This is a genomic window from Hymenobacter lucidus, assembly GCF_020447265.1.
GTDB classification, from domain to species: domain Bacteria; phylum Bacteroidota; class Bacteroidia; order Cytophagales; family Hymenobacteraceae; genus Hymenobacter; species Hymenobacter lucidus.
The window spans coordinates 22,575-39,996 of the sequence record NZ_JAJADR010000003.1 but is presented as its reverse complement, the minus strand read 5'-3'; the positions used below and the strand labels follow the sequence as shown (position 1 = coordinate 39,996).

The window sequence follows — 17,422 nt, the reverse complement described above, 5'->3', positions numbered from 1 at the left end:
GAAGCCTGCCCGGTTGGGCGGGCTTTTTTGTTGCGGGCTGTGGCCTGCTGATCAACTTTTCGCTACCTGTTGCGTTGTTGCCGTCTATGTCTGATAAGCTGCGGATTTGCTTTCTCATCAACCCGAACTCGGGCACCAACCGGCGTCAGGATGTGCCGGCGCTGCTGGCGCAGTATCTCAGCCCGGCGGCCGTCGACTACGAGGTGCGGCTGACGCAGTACGCCGGCCACGCTGTGGAACTGGCCCGGCAGGCGGCCAATGAGGGTTTCCGCATCGTGGTGGCCGTGGGCGGCGACGGCACAGTGAACGAAGTGGGGCGGGGCTTGCTGGGTACCACGGCGGCACTGGGCATTCTGCCCCGGGGCTCGGGCAACGGGCTGGCCCGCCACCTGAAGGTGCCGCTGTCCTTACCGGCGGCCATCCGGCTGCTGGCCGCTCCGTCGTTTCAGCGCATCGATGTGGGGCATATCAATGGGCACCCGTTTTTCTGCACGGCGGGCCTGGGGTTCGATGCCCATGTGAGCAAGTGCTTTGCCGTGGCCGGTACGCGCGGGCTGGGCACCTACGTGCAAGTGGCCCTGCGCGAATACCGCCGCTACCAACCCACCCCGATTACGGTGACGATGCAGGGTAAAGCGCTGGAAACCAACTGCTACGTGCTGGCCTTTGCCAACGCGGCCCAGTACGGCAACAACGCCTACATAGCGCCGCTGGCTAATATTTCCGACGGGCTGCTGGATCTGTGCCTGATTGACGAGCTGCCGCTGCGCCGAGCCGTACGTGTAAGCATTGGTCTGGCGCTGGGTAACTTGCCTACTTCGGGAGCCGCCGTGTATCATACTTGCAGCAGCGTGCAGGTGCAGGCCGCCCGGGCGCTGGGCTTCCACGTAGATGGCGACTACGTGGGCGACGCGCAACAATTCGACGTGCGGCTGGAGCCCCTGGCGCTGGAAGTAGCGGTGGGGGCAGTGAAATAGTGAGATGGTGAAATTGTGAGTTGCTGTGCAATCTGCGCAACTTGCTTGCACCGACTCACCTCACATTTTTTGCCTGTTGCGGCAGCCATTGCTACCTGTTTTTGCCGGCGCCACATAGGCCGCATGCACCTCAAACTCCCAACTTCTCAACTTCACCATATGAAAGCCGACAAGAACCGCCGGGGCCGCGAAGGCGTGGTGTATTCCACCAATTCCGATTTCGAATACCAGCACAGCGAGGAGGAAACGGCCGAAACCCTGCCGTCCCAGCAGCAGAACCTGCGCGTGCAGCTCGACAAGAAAGCCCGGGGTGGCAAGCAAGTCACGCTCATTACGGGCTTCGTGGGCCAGGATGCGGATTTGCAGAGCCTGGCCAAGCTGCTCAAAACCAAGTGCGGCGTGGGCGGCAACGCCAAAGACGGCGAAATCCTGATTCAGGGCGACTTCCGCGACAAAGTGCTGGCAGTGCTGCTCGAACAGAAATACAAGGCTAAGAAAGCCGGTGGCTAAGCTCGGCGGTTTTGCCACGATGGGTGTAGCACTCCTTTTCAGCTTGAGCATGAGTGCCTGCGGCTCTAAACAACGGCCGCTTAATGAGGCACAGCGTGTAGTGGAGCAAGAACTCAACGACTACCTGCAGCGTGCGGACAGCGGCCAGAAAACGTGGATCCAGCGGTGGCTGCCACTACTTTTTCCGACGCAACGCCGGTTTAGCCTTGTTTGCTACTCAGGTTTCGACCGGAACGGGGAAAAGGAGTCGTTGGACTCAACTGGCACCGCGTTTATGGTCCACGTGTATGAGCAGAATACGGTTAGCCTGCTTTGTAACCGCGACAGTAGTACGCTCAGAAAAGAAGCCCGGTACTTTGCCCGGCAGTTGCGGCCGGTGCTGCAAAGTACCGATGAGTACGACTGGATTGAGGTGGAGTACAGTACGTGCCTGGTTTTCGCGCCGCTTTCCTGTAAACCGAACTGTGAGCGGACCATCCAACTTCTTTTACGGGATACAACAACCTGGGCCACGGCTCCGCTACGCACGACCAACACGGCTTATCGAGTCCACCCGATTGAGCAGTGGGAAGATCAGCAATAGGAAAACGACGCGGCTAACTGGCTACCGGATGCCCAGCTGCGTCAAGGCCCGGGCCACGTCTTCCGGCGTGTCGATGCCCAGGGTGGCCAGCTCGGTTTCGGCGGTCAGGATGTGGTAGCCGTTTTCCAGCCACCGCAGCTGCTCCAGCGACTCGGCCACTTCCAACGTGGAGGGCGGTAGGCGGGTAAGCTCGGCCAGGATATCGGGGCGGTAGGCGTAGAGGCCGATGTGGCGCAGGTAACGGTGGTGGGCCAGCCACTGGTCCTGGGGGTGCTGGCGCTGGTAGGGCAGGGGGTGGCGGCTGAAGTAAAGCGCCTCGCCCCGGGTGTCGACTACTACCTTGGGCATGTGCGGGCTAAACAGCTCCTCCTCCGTCACCACGGGCTTCACCAGCGTGGCCAACTGGGTGCGTGGGTCGGCCTCAAACAGGGTAATGAGGGCGTTGATCTGGGCAGCCTGAATGAAGGGCTCGTCGCCCTGAATGTTGATGATGCAGTCGGCGGGCGTGTCGAGCTGGCAGTAGGCGTCGAATACCCGGTCGGTGCCGCTGGGGTGGTCGGGGGAGGTGAGGACGGCCTCGCCGCCGAAGCTGCGCACGTGGTTAAGAATCCGCTCGTCGTCGGTGGCTACTACTACCCGGCTCAGGTTGGCCAGCCGGGCCTGCTCCACCACGCGCTGAATCATGGTTTTGCCGCCTAAGTCGGTGAGGGGCTTGCCGGGCAGGCGGGTGGAGGCGAAGCGGGAGGGGATAATACCAATGGCGTTGATCATGGCGGCAGGGCGGGAAGGCGGGAAACGGAAGCCGAAAGTACCCCGAATTTCAGCTTCCACCCAATGTGGCGCCAAATTCGCTACCGGCTGCTCCGGTCCGCTACCCGCCCGCGCCTCTGTGCCGGATTTGCCCGTCTTATCCAGTCTGCTCAAGGATTATTTATTTATCTTTCGGCTGCGTTTATGCTGCTGGCAGCGTGCCATCCATCTAGTTTTTCGCCGTTGCCCGTTTTTTGCGCCCTGTCCGTATGACTCGTTTTTCATTGCTGTTGGCCGCGTTTGTCGGCTGTGGTTTTTCCGCCTCGGCGGCTGTTCGTCCCGCCATCCTGCCCGATTCCATCGGGGTTGAATACCGGAATAATAAAGTGCTGATCAAGCACCGCGTCGCCCCCGGCGAAACCCTGTACGGGCTCAGCCGGCGCTATAAAGTGCCCGTGGATCAGATTGTGGAAGCCAACCCCAAGCTGGAAGGCACCCTGACCACCGGCCAGGTGGTGCTCGTGCCGCGCAACCGCGTGGTGATGAACACGCCGGCCGCTACGGCTGCTAAGCCAACTGCTGCCCCGGCCCCCAGCGCCGCTGCTACCCGCGACCTGACAACCGACGCCAAGGGCAACAAGATCTACAAGGTAGAAAAGGGACAAACACTGTTTTCCATTGCCCGCCGCTTTAATACGACACCCGACGCACTGGCCAAGCTCAACAAGCTGCCCGATAATGCCGGGGTGCGCATCGGCCAGAGCCTGATTGTGATTCCCGCCGGCGGCACCGCCGCTGCTGTTCCAGAGCCAACGGCGGCCAGCCCGGCCCCGAAAGCCCCGACGCCGGCGCCTAACAACCGCCCGGAACGCGCCGACGACACCGATAAGGACAAAGACAAGGAAACGCCGCCCGCCACCGTGACGCCCGCCGCGGCCGGCAAAGACGAGGACCACGCCCCCGAGCGGGCCAGTGAAATCGTGCGCAAGGTGACGGAAGGCGGTTTGGCGGCCGTCATCGAAGGCGGCGGCACCGATAAGTACCTGGCCCTGCACAAAACCGCGCCCGTAGGCACCATCATGCAGGTGCGCAACATTATGAACGGCCAGTCGGTGTACGTGCGCGTGATTGGGCAGCTGCCCGATACGGGCGAAAACAGCAATATTCTGGTGCGCCTCTCGCGCCGGGCCGTGCAGAAGCTGGCTACGCCCGACTCCCGCTTCCGCGTCGAAACGTCCTATGTGCCGTAACGGCCTGACGCCTTTCACTACTTGCAGGAATACCTCCAAAGGCTGTCGATATGATGGCCTTTGTGATTTTTTAGCTTTCCTCTACCTCGACATACGCCGTGGAATCCGCGCAAATTCAAAACATCCGGGCCGTGCTGGAAGAGCGCTACGCGCGCTACAACCAGCCGGCTTTTATCGAGCACGACCCCATCAGCATTCCGCACCGCTTCTCGCAGCGGGCCGACGTGGAAATCAGCGCCCTGTTTGCCGCCCTGCTGGCCTGGGGCCGCCGCCCTACCATCATCAGTAAGGTAACGGAGCTGCTGCGCCGCATGGACGACGCGCCCCACCAGTTTATCACTCAGCACCAGGATGAGGACCTGAAAAAGCTGCTCGGCTTCTGCCACCGTACTTTCTGCGACACCGACCTGCTGTATTTCGTGTACTGGCTGCGCTGGTTCTACGCCGACCATACTACGCTCGAAGACGCATTTCTGCACGGCAATACCCAGCGGGAGCGGCTCGAAAACTTCCACGACTTGTTCTTCAGTCTCGACGACGCGCCCCAGCGCACCCGCAAGCACGTGGCCACGCCCGCCCGAGGCTCGGCCTGCAAGCGGGTGAATATGTATCTGCGCTGGATGGTGCGGCAAGACGATAAAGGCGTGGATTTCGGCCTCTGGACGCGCCTACCGATGGCCGAGCTGGTGTGCCCCATCGACGTGCACGTGGAGCGCCAGGCCCGGCAGCTGGGCCTGCTCACCCGCCCCGTCGTCGATTGGCGGGCCGCCGAGGAGCTGACCGCCAACCTGCGCCTGCTCGACCCCCACGACCCGGTGAAGTACGATTTCGCGCTATTTGGGCTGGGGGTGGAGGAGAAAACCAGCAAAGACACACTTTATTAACGCCGCTGAATCTTTCCCCGGCTGCAACGTGTTTACCTTAGCATTCTCTTTCCAATCCGCAGTACCTACTACCTACTTTCGAGTTTGATTCTTCCCAATAATTTCGAGCAGAAAATCGGCTTCGCGCAGTTGCGCGAGATGCTGGAAGGCTTGTGCCTGAGTGCCTTGGGCCGCCAGTTTGTGGCCAAAATGCAGTTCCAAAGCAAGCACGACCAGCTGGAAAAGCTGCTGCTGCAAACCGACGAATTCCGCATCCTGCTGCAGTCGGGTGCCGACTTCCCCAGCCAGCACTATCACGACGTGCACCCGCACCTGGTGCGGGCCAGCCTGCCCGGCGCCTACCTCGACGTGTCGGCGTTTTTCGCCGTGAAAATGTCGCTGCGCACTATCCGGCAGGCGCTTACCTTCTTCACACACGCCGAGGAAAGCCTATATCCCACGCTACGCCTGCTGGGCATCGGCGTGCAGGTCGACCGGAACCTACTGGCGGCCCTGGATAAGGTGGTGGACGACGAAGGCCAGGTGCGCGACAATGCCTCGCCGCTGTTGTCGCAGCTGCGCCAGGAGCTGATAAACCGGCAGGGTATGCTGCGCAAGCAGATTGCGGGCATCCTGCGCCACGCCAAATCTGAGGGCTGGGTGCCCGGCGACGCCGAGCCCACCATTCGGGGCGGCCGGCTGGTGCTGCCCGTCATTGCCGAGCATAAGCGCCGCGTCAAGGGGTTGATTCACGATGAATCGGCCTCGGGGCAGACGGTGTTTATCGAGCCGGAAGCCGTTTTTGAGCTCAACAACGACATCAAGGACCTTGAAAACGCCTACCAGCGCGAGCTGATCCGCATTCTGACGGCCCTCACCAACCAGCTGCGGCCCCACATTCCGGACTTGCGCAAGGCCTACCAGTACCTGGGCCTGCTCGACTTCGTTCGGGCCAAGGCGCTGCTGGCCGGCCGCCTCGAAGCTACCCTGCCCACGCTGCACGCCCGCCCGCTGATTCAGTGGAAGCAGGTGCGCCACCCGCTACTCTACCTCACTTTCAAGGAGCATTTCAAGGACAGCCCCCGCGAGGTGGTGCCCCTGGATATCGAGCTGAACCCCGACCAGCGGATGCTGCTGATTTCGGGGCCGAATGCCGGAGGTAAGTCGGTGAGTATGAAGACGGTGGGTCTGGTGCAGTACATGTTGCAGTGCGGCCTGCTCATTCCGGCCGGTGATGGTTCGGAGGCCGGCGTGTTCGACGATATTTTCCTCGACATCGGCGACGAGCAAAGCCTGGAAAATGACCTGAGTACCTACTCGTCGCACCTGCTGAGTATGAAGCAGTTTGTGACCCTGGCCGGCAAGCGCAGCCTGGTGCTCATCGACGAATTTGGTACCGGTACCGAGCCAGTGCTGGGCGGGGCTATTGCCGAAGCCGTACTAGACCAGCTCAACCGGGCCCGGGCTTTCGGCGTGATTACCACCCACTACACCAACCTGAAAAACTTTGCCGAGCGCACGCCCGGCATCGTGAACGGGGCCATGCGCTACGACCCCGAGCGGCTGCAGCCCCTCTACCGCCTCGAAATCGGGAAGCCCGGTTCCAGCTTCGCCATCGAAATTGCCCGCAAAATCGGCTTGCCCAAGCAAATCGTGGAGCGGGCTACCCAGCTCGTGGGTAAGGACAAAATTCGCTACGACCGGCTGCTGGAAGGCCTGGAGAAGGAAAAGGCCGACCTGGAGCTGCGCACTGCCGAAGCCGCCAAGGCCGAGCGGCGCATGAAAAAAGCCGCCCAGGAATACCAGGACCTCAAGAAGTACCTCGACGATACGACGCTCGAAGTGCTGCGCGACGCTAAGGCCAAGGCCAAGCTGTTGCTGAAAGACACCAATCAGCAGATTGAGGCCACTATCCAGGAAATCAGGGTGGGGCAGGCCAATAAGGAGCGCACCAAGGATGCCCGCCAGAAGCTCGACACTTTCGTGCGCGAAAAGCTCCAGATTGAGCCGCCCAAGGCCAAAGCTACCCGCGAGCTGGCCGACGCGGCCACGCTGAAAGCCGGCGACAAAGTGGCCCTTATCGGGCAGGATGGCTACGGCGAGCTGATCAGCATCAAGGGCAAAACGGCCGAGGTGCTGTTTGGGGGCATGAAAACCATTGTGAAAGCCAGCCAGCTGGAAAAGGTGGGCCGGGCCGAAATCCGGGAGCGGGAGAAGAAGGCCGAAAAAGCCAGCTTCAGCTCGTCGGCCAGCCTGGGCATGGACCTGACCGGGCGCATGGCTAACTTTAGCCCTGTGCTCGACCTGCGGGGGGAGCGGGCCGAAGATGCCCTGCAAAAGGTAATGGCCTTCGTGGATGATGCGGTGATGCTGGGTATTCCCGAAATCAAGTTCCTGCATGGCCGCGGCAACGGCGTGCTCCGCCAGGTGGTGCGCGACTACCTGCACCGGGTGCGGGCCGCCGCCAGCGTGGCCGACGAGCACGCCGACCGGGGCGGCGACGGGGCCACGGTAGCCGTGCTGAAGTAGCCGATGTTTGTCAGCCAGCCCCAGCATTTTGCTTACCAGAGCAACCTGTCGGCCGAGGCCCTGCGTGCTTCGGCCGATGAGTTTATCGCCCGGCAGGGTGGGCCGCTGCATCCGCACGCGTATTCGGCCAACTGGCAGTCGGCAGTGGTGCTCGAAGTGGCCCCGTTGGTGGCGCTGGGAGGACTGCGCTTTTCCGGAAAGCAGCGGGCTACGCTCGAAATCGGGGCCGCCGCCACCGGAGTGCCAGTGATGCTAACCGTGTATGCGGCCCCTTCGCTGCAGCCCTTGTTCTGGGGAATTACGCTGGTAGCAGCCTTGGCCGGTTTCATGGATCTGGGGAAAACACACTGGCTGCATCTCGGCTTCAGCTTCGTTTTCTGGGCGCTGGGCAGCGGTTCACTGTGGGTGCTGCATCGGGCATCTACCGGGTTGCTGAAGCGGGATTTGGAGCGCAGCTTTCAGCTTACTTCGCTCACCTAATTGCTAGGTATAACCCAAAAAAAGCGGCTCCCGATTCCGGGAGTCGCTTTTTTTGGGGGGTTAGCTGCTGTGAGGATTACTCCACCACCACGCGGCTTACCTGCGTCGATTCGGGAGTTACAATCTGGACCATGTAGAGGCCGGCCCCGAGGCTAGAGGCATCCACATTCACTTCCTCACCCGCACCGATTGGCTGGGTTTGGCTTAGTACCACGCGGCCGGTTACGTCGCGCAGGGTGATGGCGGCCGTGCGGGCCTTGCTGGCTTCCACGCGCAGCTTAAACTTGCCGGTGGTCGGGTTGGGATACACCTGCACCGAGGACTGCTGTACCGTGGCCGTTCTGTTAGACAGCACCAGGTTACACACCACTACGCCGCGGTTTTGCTCGGCAATGCGGCTGGCAAACTCCTGGTAGTAGCGGTTGGTTACGAGCGGGTCGTGGACGATGAGCGTGTTTTCGTCGTTGGTGGTGTTGGCCGAAAGGCTCCAATTGTGCGAGCCCACGAATACCGTCGGGTCCGACTGCGACGCGCCGGCATCTACAATCAGGGTTTTGTGGTGCATAATGCCGCTGGTGTTTTTCACCATGATTCGGTTGCCGACGGCCGTTTTGATGGTGCGGAAGATAGCGCCGGTGCCGGTGTTGGAGGTGTCGTTGAGCAGGGCTTCCGAGCAGCCGGCAATGTTGCGCAGCTGCACCTGGTCCCGAATCGTCTGGCCGATTTCACTTAGCGTGATGAGCATCGTGGCTACGTGCAGGTCGTTGTCGGCCGTGCGGATGGTTTCCAGCAGGCGGGCGTTTACGTTGTCGGTGGGGCTGAACCACGACTCTACGCGCGAGCCGCCGATGAGGAAGAAGTGCGGGGTGTTGTCCGTTTTGCGGTTGCCGAATAGCACCGTGCCGGGCGTCATCGTCGACGAGCCCCAGATTTCCTCAAACTCCATCGTGTACGTGCGGGCCAGGCTCTGGTCCTGCATGGCAATTACGTTGTTGCGGTCTGTAAACAGCTGCGCGGGCGTCCAGTTGGTCGAGCCGGTCCATACCCAAGGGCGGTTCGGGTTGGTGCTGTTGGCGTCGATAACCACGAATTTATTGTGCATTATACCCCGGTTGCTGGCGTCGCTGTCGGAGTCGCGGCCGGTGCGCGGAATAGCGGCGTTCAGCAGGGGTAGGCTGCGGTTGGCATTGGTGGCTTCGTATACCAGGCGCACTTTCACACCCCGGGCCTGAGCCCGGTTTAGGGCATCAGCAATAGTCTGGTTGTCCCAGTTGTAGATGGCCACGTCGATGGTTTCCGCGGCGCGGTCAATGTAGCGGGCCAGCGTATCGGGCACCGTGTTGTTGAGGTACACGGCCGCGTTGCCGGGCAGGGCCAGGCTAGTCGTTACGGAGCTGTTGAAGTAGTTCCGGATCTTACCAGTCGAGTTCGAAACCGTAATCATGGGTACGATTCCGCTATTGGAAGTACCGTTCACATTCGTTGACGACACCCGCACGTAGTACACCGTGGCAGGCTGCAGACCCGTAATGGTCTGTTGGTGAGTAGTCGTAGCGGCGGCGTTGGTCAGCACCGTGCCCAGGGCCGGCGTGGTGCCGTACTCTACTTTCGTGTCGCCGGCAAACTGGGTTCCGAAGTTTACCGTGAAGCTGTTGCGGCCAAGGGCCGAAGGCGTGGGGCCATTCAGAATCTTGGGGCCTTCCAGCACGAAGTCGGCGTAGAGACGGGGCAGCAGCTGGTAGCCGCCGGTGCCGGTCGTGGAAAACTGGCTCATGATGCCAATCATATCGAACGGACCGGTAGGAGCGGGCTTGCCCACAATGCCGGCGGCGCCAGTAGAGGCCGTATTGGGCCGCATAACCAGCGTAGCTTGGCCGTTGAGCAGGTAGTTGGTGTTGCCCGTAAATACGCTTACGGCGGTGCCGGTAGCGGTAGTCACGCTGGTGTTGTCGTTGATGCGCACCAGCCGGCCTTCGTAGGCCTCGGCGTAGAGCGAGGCCGCCTGCGCTACGCTCACTTCCACTACGCTCAACGGCCGGTTCTGCCCCAGCACCGTTATCGACGTCACGGGGTCCATTTCTAGGATGCCGTTGAAATTCTTCAGCGTACCGCGCACCTCCACACTGTCGCCGACCACGAGGGCGCCGAAAGCGGCCGTGGTGGAGTAGGCGGCCAGGCCGGCTTCCTTATCCTGCAAATAGCGAATGGCACCCAGCTCCGCGCCGTTGGACACGGTGCCGCGCACGGCTACCGTGGCGCCCACACCTTTGGTCCGGGCCGAGGCAATGGTTTCCACGGTTTGAGCGAATGCCGGCCGCACACCTGCCCCGAGAGCAAGTAGGGCCAAAAGAGTAAATTTTTTCATGAAATGTGGGTAGGAGGCAATAGAAAAAACGGGCAGCAGGAAAATGGGTGGGTCCTGGCAAGCAGGTGACTGCCAGCTAGCTAGCCGGCCAGATTACTGGCTAAGCAACACGCGGTGAGGGTAGTTCCGTCGGGCCGACTATTCAGCGCCGTCGGTGCTGCGGGCGCGGGGGGCCGAGCGTTTCTTGGTGTCCGTAATCATGGGCACGGCCGGCGACGAGGAGGTGCCGATGGCGTTGGTCGACGATACTTTCACGTAGTATACCGTGCCGGGCTGCAGGTCGGTCAGGGCAATGTTGTGCTTGGTGGTAGGCGTGGCGTTGGCCACTACCGTGCCCAGGGCCGAGGTTTTGCCATACTCCACCTTCGTGTCGCCGGGGTTCTGGGTCTGGAAGTTCACCGTGAAGCCGGTGCGGCTCATTTCCGTGGGCACGGGCTCCCCCATTACGTTGGGCAGGCCGCCGCCCAGGATCAGGTCGGTGTAGAGGCGGGGCAGAATCTGGTAGCCGCCGGTGCCGGTGGGGGCAAATTGGCTGACAACACCCACCAGGTCGAATTCGCCGGTTGGTACGGCTTTGCCCACCAGGCCGTTGTCGCCGTTGGAAGCGGAGTTAATGCGGATCTGGGCGCCTTTCTGCCCATTAATTAGGTAGTTGCTGTTGGCGTTCATGGCCGTTAGGGCCGAGCCGTTCAGGGTCGTGATGGTCGAGGCATTCTTGATCTTGACCAGCCGGCCCTCGTAGGTTTCGGCAAACACCTTGGCCAGCTCGGCGGCCGGCACCTCCACGATACTCAGGCGGCGGTTTTTGGCCAGCACCTTCACCGAGGAAATCGGGTCCATTTCCAGCAGGCCGTTGTAGTTTTTCAGCGTACCGCGTAGCTCTACACTGTCGCCTAGCACCAAAGAAGAGAAGCCGGCCGCATTCAGCGAATAGGCGGCCAAGCCTGCGTCCTTATCCTGCACGTAGCGCAGGCCGCCCAGCTCGGGGCCATTGTTCACCGTGCCCCGAATAACAACGGTAGCACCCGGGCCGGCCGTGCGGGCCGCCGAAATTGTGGCCGGTGCCTGGGCATAAGCAGCGGTTGCGCCGCCAACGAGCAGCGCGAGAAGAGTAACGGTTTTCATCAGGCTAAAAAGCAACAGGTGGTGAGAATCAGGCCAGCTTGTAAAACACAAATATGCTTATTTCCAGCCTAATTGCATTACGGATTTCGCATAAAAAGCCGGTCTGACTGAGCTAACTCGTCAGGAATGCGGAAAAAGAAAGGCAGTCTCACAAAATGTTAACCTCGGGGTGCAGCTCAATGCCGAATTTCTCCCGCACCGAGGCAATAATTTCGTGGGCCAGGTCGCGGATGGCGCTGCCCTGCGCCCCACCGTGGTTTACCAGCACCAGGGCCTGTCGGTCGTGTACGCCGTGGGCCCCGAAGCGGCGGCCTTTCCAGCCGCACTGCTCGATGAGCCAGGCGGCGGGCACCTTCACGCCGCCGGGCACCGGGTAGCCGGGCAGATCGGCGTAGCGGGCCTTGAGCTCGTCGTAGCGGGTTTGGGATATTTCCGGGTTTTTGAAGAAGCTGCCCGCGTTGCCGATCTGGGCCGGGTCAGGGAGCTTGCTACGCCGGATCTGGATGACGGCCTCGCTCACGTCGTGGGGCGTGGGCTCGGTTTCGATGCCCATATCGGCCAGTGTGGTGCTAATAGCCCCGTAGCTGACGTTGACTTGGTGGGTGCGCCGCAGCCGCAGTACCACGCCCGTGACGATGTACTGGTTGCGCAGGGGGCCCTTGAACACACTTTCGCGGTAGCCGAAGCCGCACTGCTCGTGGGTAAAGGTGCGCAGCTGCCCGGTGCTTATTTCCACGGCTTCGAGGTGGTCGAAGGTGTCTTTCAGTTCGGCCCCGTAAGCCCCGATGTTTTGCAGCGGCGCGGCCCCCACCGTGCCCGGAATCAACGACAGATTCTCGATGCCGCTCAGGTTCTGGCTCAAAGCGTAGCTCACCATTCCGTGCCACGACTCGCCGGCTCCGGCCCGCACCAAAGCCGTATCCTGGGCTTCATCCTGGGCAATGATTTGGAGGCCGGTTATTTCGTTTTTGAGCACCACGCCGTCGAAATCCTGGGTGAAGAGCAGGTTGGAGCCGCCGCCGAGCACCAGCTTTTCGGTGTGCTGCACTTCGGGCAGCGCCAGCAGGGCCCGCAGCTCCTCCACCGAGCGGAAGCGGGCGAAAAGGCGGGCCTTTGAGTCGATGCCGAAGGTGTTGTAGGGCAGCAGCGAGACGTTGTGTTCGAGAGCGGGAGCCGAAGCCATAGGAAAGCAGAAGAAATGCGTGAAGCAGCAAAGTTAGATGTTTGCCTGTTGTGGGCGTGGTGGCGCCGGTTTGCACAAGCAGAAGGTGGTATACTTCGCCCGAAAAGAAAAAGCCCACTGGCTGAACCAGTGGGCTTTGGAGTGAAGAAAGTCAGACCGCTCTACCGCACCCGGTAGCCACGCAGGCTGTAAAACAGCAAATAGGCGTAGCACAGCGCCGGCAGGATAAACGCCACCCGCAGGCCGCCGCCGTTGGTAGCCACCCAGCCCATAAGCGGTGGAATGATGGCCCCACCCACAATGGCCATAATCAGGTAAGACGAGCCCTGCTTAGTGAACTTACCCAGGCCGGTAATAGCCAGCGGAAACACCACGGGCCAGATAATGGAGTTGCACAAGCCGCAGAGTACCACCAGCCAGAGGGCCGTTTCGCCGTGGTTGAAGATGGAGGCCAGCACGAACAAGGTGCCGGCCGCGCACACGCCCACCAACAGCTTGCGGGCATTGAAGCGGCTGAGCAGCGGAATGCCGATGATGCGGCCCACCATCAGCCCAAACCAGTAGGACGATACCAGCACCGCGCCCACGGCCTTGGTAAAGCCCGTGTTGGTGTCGATGGGCTCGGGGGCGTGGCCAAACAGGGCGCCGGCCCAGCCGGTAGCCACGCTCAGGCCCCGCACCAGCTGCTGGGTGAAGCCGCTGAGCTGACTGATATTCTGGCTTTCACCGTAGCGGATGAGAAACGAGCCCAGGCCTACTTCGACGCCCACGTACATGAAAATGGCCCCGATGCCGAGCACCAGATGCGTGTAGTCGAGGGCCGAGCGGCGGCCGGCGGTGCCGGCTTCGGCAGCCAGCGCGGCTTCTTCCTCAGCCGGAATGCTTTCAATTTCGGGCAGGCGCACCAGGAAAAACAGTACCGCCAGCAGCGCCAGAAACAGCGCCAGGCCCAGGTAGAGCGGCTTTACCAAGGTTGCTTCCTGAGTGAGGCGCTGCTCCAGGGGCAGGGCCGCCAGTTGGGCCTTGAGCACGGCCGAGCCGCCGAACAGAATCAGGCCGCCGATGAGGGGCGAAATGGTGCCGCCCAGCCCGTTGGCCACGCCCACGATGCTCACCCGGCTGGCCGCCGTGCGGGCCGGCCCCAGCACCGATACGTAGGGGTTGGCCGCCACTTGCAGCAGCGTCACGCCCGCCCCCAACAGGCTCAGCGCCAGCAAAAACAGACCGAAGGTGCGGGAGTTGGCCGCTGGCACAAACAGCAGCGCCCCGAAGGCCATAACCAGTAACCCCAGCACGATACCGCGCTTAAACCCGATTTTTTCCAGCACCCGGCCCGCCGGCAACGACATCAGAAAGTAGGCCCCGAAGAAAGCCGACTGCACCAACGACGACTGCAGATCGGTGAGCTGGCACACGTCCTTGAGGTAGGGCATCAGCACGTCGTTGAAGTTGGTGACGGCCCCGAACAGGAAGAACAGGGTGGTCATCAGCAGCATCGGGCCCACGTAGGAGCGGGCCGGGGCGGTGCTGGTAGCGGGAGCCGAAGCGGAGGTAAGGGGAGAGGCCATGCGGGCGAAAAGGGAGGACTGGGGAAAATAGCGGGCCTTAAAGATAAGAATTCGGGCGAAGCACCTCAGGGGGCGCGGCCTCCCCGGCCAGCCTCATCGGCCCGGGGGGCCGGCCGCCAGGGCAAATTAGCGCGGCCCGGGCCGGGATACCCATCGAAAACCCCGACCTTTGGGCCTTTCCAGTTTCTTAACCACCCTGCCTCATGTCCGAAAACCGCCGCGACTCCACCTTCTTTATGACCGCCACCACCCAGTTTGGCCTGGAAGAAGTGCTGGCCCAGGAGCTGCGGGCTTTGGGGGCCAAAATTGAGAAAGTAGGGCAGCGGGCCATCGAATTTACGGGCACCAAGCAGCTGCTCTACGAGGCCAACCTGTGGTGCCGCACCGCCGTGCGCATCCTCAAGCCCTTCGCCGGCTTCTACGCGGGGGATGAGAAAGGCCTTTACCGCGAGGTGGGCCGCATCGACTGGAGCGAGTACATCCGGCCCGACCAGACCTTCGCAATCACGGCCGTCGTCAATAAGTCCACCTTCGAGCACTCGCTGTATGTGGCCCAGCTCACCAAAGATGCCATTGTGGACCAGTTCCGCAACCGCACCGGCTCCCGGCCCAGCGTGGACGTGAAAACGCCCGATATCCGGCTGCACCTGCACATGATTGAGAACGACGTGGTGCTCAGCCTCGATGCCAGCGGTGACTCGCTGCACCGGCGCGGCTACCGCCAGAACACCAACGTGGCCCCGCTCAACGAGGCCCTGGCCGCCGGCATCATCCTGCTCACCGGCTGGGACGGCAAGCGGCCCTTCATCGACCCCATGTGCGGCTCGGGCACGCTGCTCACCGAGGCCGCCCTCATTGCCCAGCGCATCGCGCCCGGCCTCTACCACCAGGGCAAGTTCAGCTTCCAGAACTGGGCCGATTTCGACCAGGCCCTCTGGGACTCGGTGCTGATGGATGCCCGCAGTGCCCGCATCGAGGAGCCCCAGGCCTATATTGCCGGCTCCGACCTCTCGCGCGACTTCATCGAGCTGGCCCGCGAAAACGTGGCCGCCGCCGACCTGGAGGACTACATCCGCCTGGGCGTGCGCGACGTGAAAGACGCCCAGGCCCCCAAGAATGAGCCGGCCGGCATTGTGGTATCCAACCCGCCCTACGGTGAGCGGATCGGGGAAGAAACGGAGATGGAGGCGCTCTACAAAACCATCGGCGACACGCTCAAAACCAGCTTCCAGGGCTACGACGCGTACCTGTTTACCGGCAACCTGGAAGCGGCCAAGCGTGTGGGGTTGAAAGCCTCCCGCCGCATTCCCTTGTTCAATGGCCCCATCGACTGCCGGTTGCTGAAGTACGAGTTGTACCAGGGCACCCGCAAAGTCTCGAAGCCGGAGTAGCACCATTTCCTTTTGGCTATCAGACCAACAGGCTGAGCGGGACCGAAGCATCTCTACCACAGTGGTATTCTTATACTGTGGCGCGCTAGGGTGGTTATTCATAAAGTGGAACGGCGGCTTCTGACCAGCATTCTTAGTTACTTCATTCCTGCTATGCACATTCCCGAAGTCAAGACTACCGCGGTTGAAGTTCTTTCCGACAACTGGTTTACGTTGCGCAAAATCACCTTTTCGCTACGGCACGCGGATGGGCAATGGGGGGCTGCCCAAAGCCGGGAAGCCTACGACCGGGGTAATGGGGCCGTAATTCTGCTCTATAACCCGCAGAAGAAAACCGTGGTGCTCACCCGGCAGTTTCGCATGCCGACCTTTCTCAACGGCAATGCAACCGGCCTGCTCATTGAGGCCTGCGCCGGGCTATTAGACAAGGATGACGCGGAAGCCTGTATCCGGCGCGAAACCGAGGAAGAAACCGGCTACCGGGTGCGCAACGTGCAGAAAGTATTCGAAGCCTACATGTCGCCGGGTTCGGTTACGGAGCTGCTCTACTTCTTCGTGGCCGAGTATGCCGAGGAACAGCGCGTACACCACGGCGGGGGAGTGGCCGAGGAGCAGGAAAACATTGAGGTGCTGGAGCTGCCCTTCGCGCAGGCCGTGGGCATGATGCAGACTGGCGAAATCCGGGACGGCAAAACCATCATGCTGCTCCAGTACGTGCAGCTCAACCGCCTGCTGGACTAAAGCCTCGTCTGCGGGGCCGGTGGCCGGGAGTGGGGCAACTAATCCAGGGCTGGCTTGTATAGCAAGCACACCTGTTTTATTGTCTCCAGAACACCGAATTACAATGAGTGCATTGACCCCTATTGGTTGGATTGGGCTAGGCAACATGGGCACGCCTATGTCGCAGCGGCTGCTGAATGCGGGCTACCCCGTGGCCGTTTATAATCGAAGTCCGGAAAAGACTGTCACCCTGCGCGAGGCCGGAGCTACTGTGGCGACTTCCCCGGCGGCCTTGCTGGCCGCAGTGGAAGTCGTGTTTTTGATGGTGTCGGATGATCAGGCGGTGCGGGAGCTGTTTACGGGGCCGGCCGGGCTGTTGCAGGCGCCGGGCCCCGGCAAGCTGCTGATCAACATGAGTACCGTCTCGCCGGGCGTCAGCCGGGAAATGGCCGACCTGAGCCGAACTCAGGGGCACACTTACCTGGATGCCCCGGTGTCGGGCAGCGTGAAACAGGCCGAAACGGGCCAGCTGGTGATTATGGTTGGGGGCGAGGAAAGCGGCTTTACGCAGGCCCAGCCCTTGTTTGCGCACCTGGGCAAGCAGGCCCGCCACCTGGGGCCCACCGGCAACGGCAACCTGGCCAAGCTGGCCATGAACACCCTGCTGGGCTTTCAGGCCCAGGGCCTAGCCGAAGCGCTGCTGTTTGCCCGGCAGCACCAGCTCAAAACCGAAGACCTGACCGCCCTGATTGCCGACAGTGCCCTGGGTAGCGTCTTTCTCAAGCTCAAGGGCGAGGCCGTGCTGGCCGATAACTACCAGGCGGCCTTTGCCCTGAAGCTGCTGGCCAAGGATTTGCGCCTGGCCCAGGCCGAGGGCCTGACCACGCCTCTGGCCGAAACAGTGGTTCAGACCTTTCAGCAGGCGGAGCCTGCCCTGGGCGAAGAGGATGTAATTGCCATCCTCAAGCACCTGGAGCGTCAGTAAGGCAATGCAGTCCGGCTGCTGGGTTTTGCCGGCCAACGGGCCGGCAAGCTGAAACGTTCCGGGTACTGCTGACGAACGTCCTGTTGAGCCTGCGCTCGGCAGGACGTTCTTTCTTTTGCCGGCCTATCCTCTAACTTACGCGC

Annotated in this window: 15 protein-coding genes; 10 read left to right on the top strand and 5 right to left on the bottom strand. The window is 61.7% G+C overall.

Annotated elements, in window-relative coordinates:
• Nucleotides 1–86: 86 nt before the first annotated feature.
• The 3 genes from LGH74_RS11740 to LGH74_RS11730 all read left to right on the top strand — a co-directional run bounded on the left by LGH74_RS11740 (nucleotide 87) and on the right by LGH74_RS11730 (nucleotide 2,070).
• Nucleotides 87–977: a diacylglycerol/lipid kinase family protein gene (locus LGH74_RS11740; protein ID WP_226175895.1), complete on the top strand. Its 891-nt coding sequence runs from the start codon at nucleotides 87–89 to the stop codon at nucleotides 975–977.
• Nucleotides 978–1,136: 159 nt separating this feature from the next.
• The gene (locus LGH74_RS11735; protein ID WP_226175893.1) at nucleotides 1,137–1,487 is read left to right on the top strand and encodes a translation initiation factor; all 351 of its coding nucleotides are present in this window, start codon (nucleotides 1,137–1,139) and stop codon (nucleotides 1,485–1,487) included.
• Between the two features lie 274 nt (nucleotides 1,488–1,761).
• On the top strand, nucleotides 1,762–2,070 hold the full coding sequence (locus LGH74_RS11730) for a hypothetical protein (protein WP_226175891.1): 309 nt from the start codon (nucleotides 1,762–1,764) through the stop codon (nucleotides 2,068–2,070).
• A gap of 21 nt (nucleotides 2,071–2,091) precedes the next feature.
• Here the strand turns inward: LGH74_RS11730 and kdsB are convergent, their stop codons facing one another.
• Nucleotides 2,092–2,838 (bottom strand): 3-deoxy-manno-octulosonate cytidylyltransferase, encoded by a 747-nt coding sequence (gene kdsB / locus LGH74_RS11725; RefSeq protein WP_226176654.1) that lies wholly within the window; start codon nucleotides 2,836–2,838, stop codon nucleotides 2,092–2,094.
• Nucleotides 2,839–3,089: 251 nt separating this feature from the next.
• Here kdsB and LGH74_RS11720 point away from each other — a divergent pair, with 251 nt between their 5' ends.
• The 4 genes from LGH74_RS11720 (at nucleotide 3,090) to LGH74_RS11705 (ending at nucleotide 7,942) form a co-directional block, all read left to right on the top strand.
• On the top strand, nucleotides 3,090–4,070 hold the full coding sequence (locus LGH74_RS11720; RefSeq protein WP_226175889.1) for a LysM peptidoglycan-binding domain-containing protein: 981 nt from the start codon (nucleotides 3,090–3,092) through the stop codon (nucleotides 4,068–4,070).
• Nucleotides 4,071–4,168: 98 nt separating this feature from the next.
• Nucleotides 4,169–4,954: a TIGR02757 family protein gene (locus LGH74_RS11715; RefSeq protein ID WP_226175887.1), complete on the top strand. Its 786-nt coding sequence runs from the start codon at nucleotides 4,169–4,171 to the stop codon at nucleotides 4,952–4,954.
• An 84-nt stretch (nucleotides 4,955–5,038) separates the two neighbouring features.
• Nucleotides 5,039–7,462 carry an endonuclease MutS2 gene (locus tag LGH74_RS11710; protein WP_226175885.1) on the top strand — a complete coding sequence of 808 codons (2,424 nt, stop codon included), beginning with the start codon at nucleotides 5,039–5,041 and terminating at the stop codon, nucleotides 7,460–7,462.
• A gap of 3 nt (nucleotides 7,463–7,465) precedes the next feature.
• On the top strand, nucleotides 7,466–7,942 hold the full coding sequence (locus tag LGH74_RS11705; protein ID WP_226175884.1) for a hypothetical protein: 477 nt from the start codon (nucleotides 7,466–7,468) through the stop codon (nucleotides 7,940–7,942).
• A gap of 76 nt (nucleotides 7,943–8,018) precedes the next feature.
• Here LGH74_RS11705 and LGH74_RS11700 read toward each other — a convergent pair whose 3' ends face one another.
• The 4 genes from LGH74_RS11700 to LGH74_RS11685 all read right to left on the bottom strand — a co-directional run bounded on the left by LGH74_RS11700 (nucleotide 8,019) and on the right by LGH74_RS11685 (nucleotide 14,183).
• On the bottom strand, nucleotides 8,019–10,307 hold the full coding sequence (locus LGH74_RS11700; protein ID WP_226175883.1) for a phospholipase D-like domain-containing protein: 2,289 nt from the start codon (nucleotides 10,305–10,307) through the stop codon (nucleotides 8,019–8,021).
• A gap of 138 nt (nucleotides 10,308–10,445) precedes the next feature.
• Nucleotides 10,446–11,432, bottom strand: a complete 987-nt coding sequence (locus LGH74_RS11695) for a fibronectin type III domain-containing protein (RefSeq protein WP_226175882.1) — start codon at nucleotides 11,430–11,432, stop codon at nucleotides 10,446–10,448.
• 148 nt (nucleotides 11,433–11,580) lie between these two features.
• Complete coding sequence (murB, locus tag LGH74_RS11690; protein ID WP_226175881.1) at nucleotides 11,581–12,615, bottom strand: UDP-N-acetylmuramate dehydrogenase; 1,035 nt, start codon at nucleotides 12,613–12,615, stop codon at nucleotides 11,581–11,583.
• A gap of 161 nt (nucleotides 12,616–12,776) precedes the next feature.
• The gene (locus LGH74_RS11685; RefSeq protein ID WP_226175880.1) at nucleotides 12,777–14,183 is read right to left on the bottom strand and encodes a sugar MFS transporter; all 1,407 of its coding nucleotides are present in this window, start codon (nucleotides 14,181–14,183) and stop codon (nucleotides 12,777–12,779) included.
• A 203-nt stretch (nucleotides 14,184–14,386) separates the two neighbouring features.
• Between LGH74_RS11685 and LGH74_RS11680 the strand changes: the two genes are divergently transcribed.
• The 3 genes from LGH74_RS11680 (at nucleotide 14,387) to LGH74_RS11670 (ending at nucleotide 17,279) form a co-directional block, all read left to right on the top strand.
• Nucleotides 14,387–15,574, top strand: a complete 1,188-nt coding sequence (locus LGH74_RS11680; protein ID WP_226175878.1) for a THUMP domain-containing class I SAM-dependent RNA methyltransferase — start codon at nucleotides 14,387–14,389, stop codon at nucleotides 15,572–15,574.
• A gap of 153 nt (nucleotides 15,575–15,727) precedes the next feature.
• A complete protein-coding gene (nudK, locus tag LGH74_RS11675; protein WP_226175876.1) occupies nucleotides 15,728–16,315 on the top strand; it encodes a GDP-mannose pyrophosphatase NudK in 588 nt (195 codons plus the stop codon).
• A 103-nt stretch (nucleotides 16,316–16,418) separates the two neighbouring features.
• Nucleotides 16,419–17,279 carry an NAD(P)-dependent oxidoreductase gene (locus LGH74_RS11670; RefSeq protein WP_226175869.1) on the top strand — a complete coding sequence of 287 codons (861 nt, stop codon included), beginning with the start codon at nucleotides 16,419–16,421 and terminating at the stop codon, nucleotides 17,277–17,279.
• Nucleotides 17,280–17,422 lie beyond the last annotated feature (143 nt).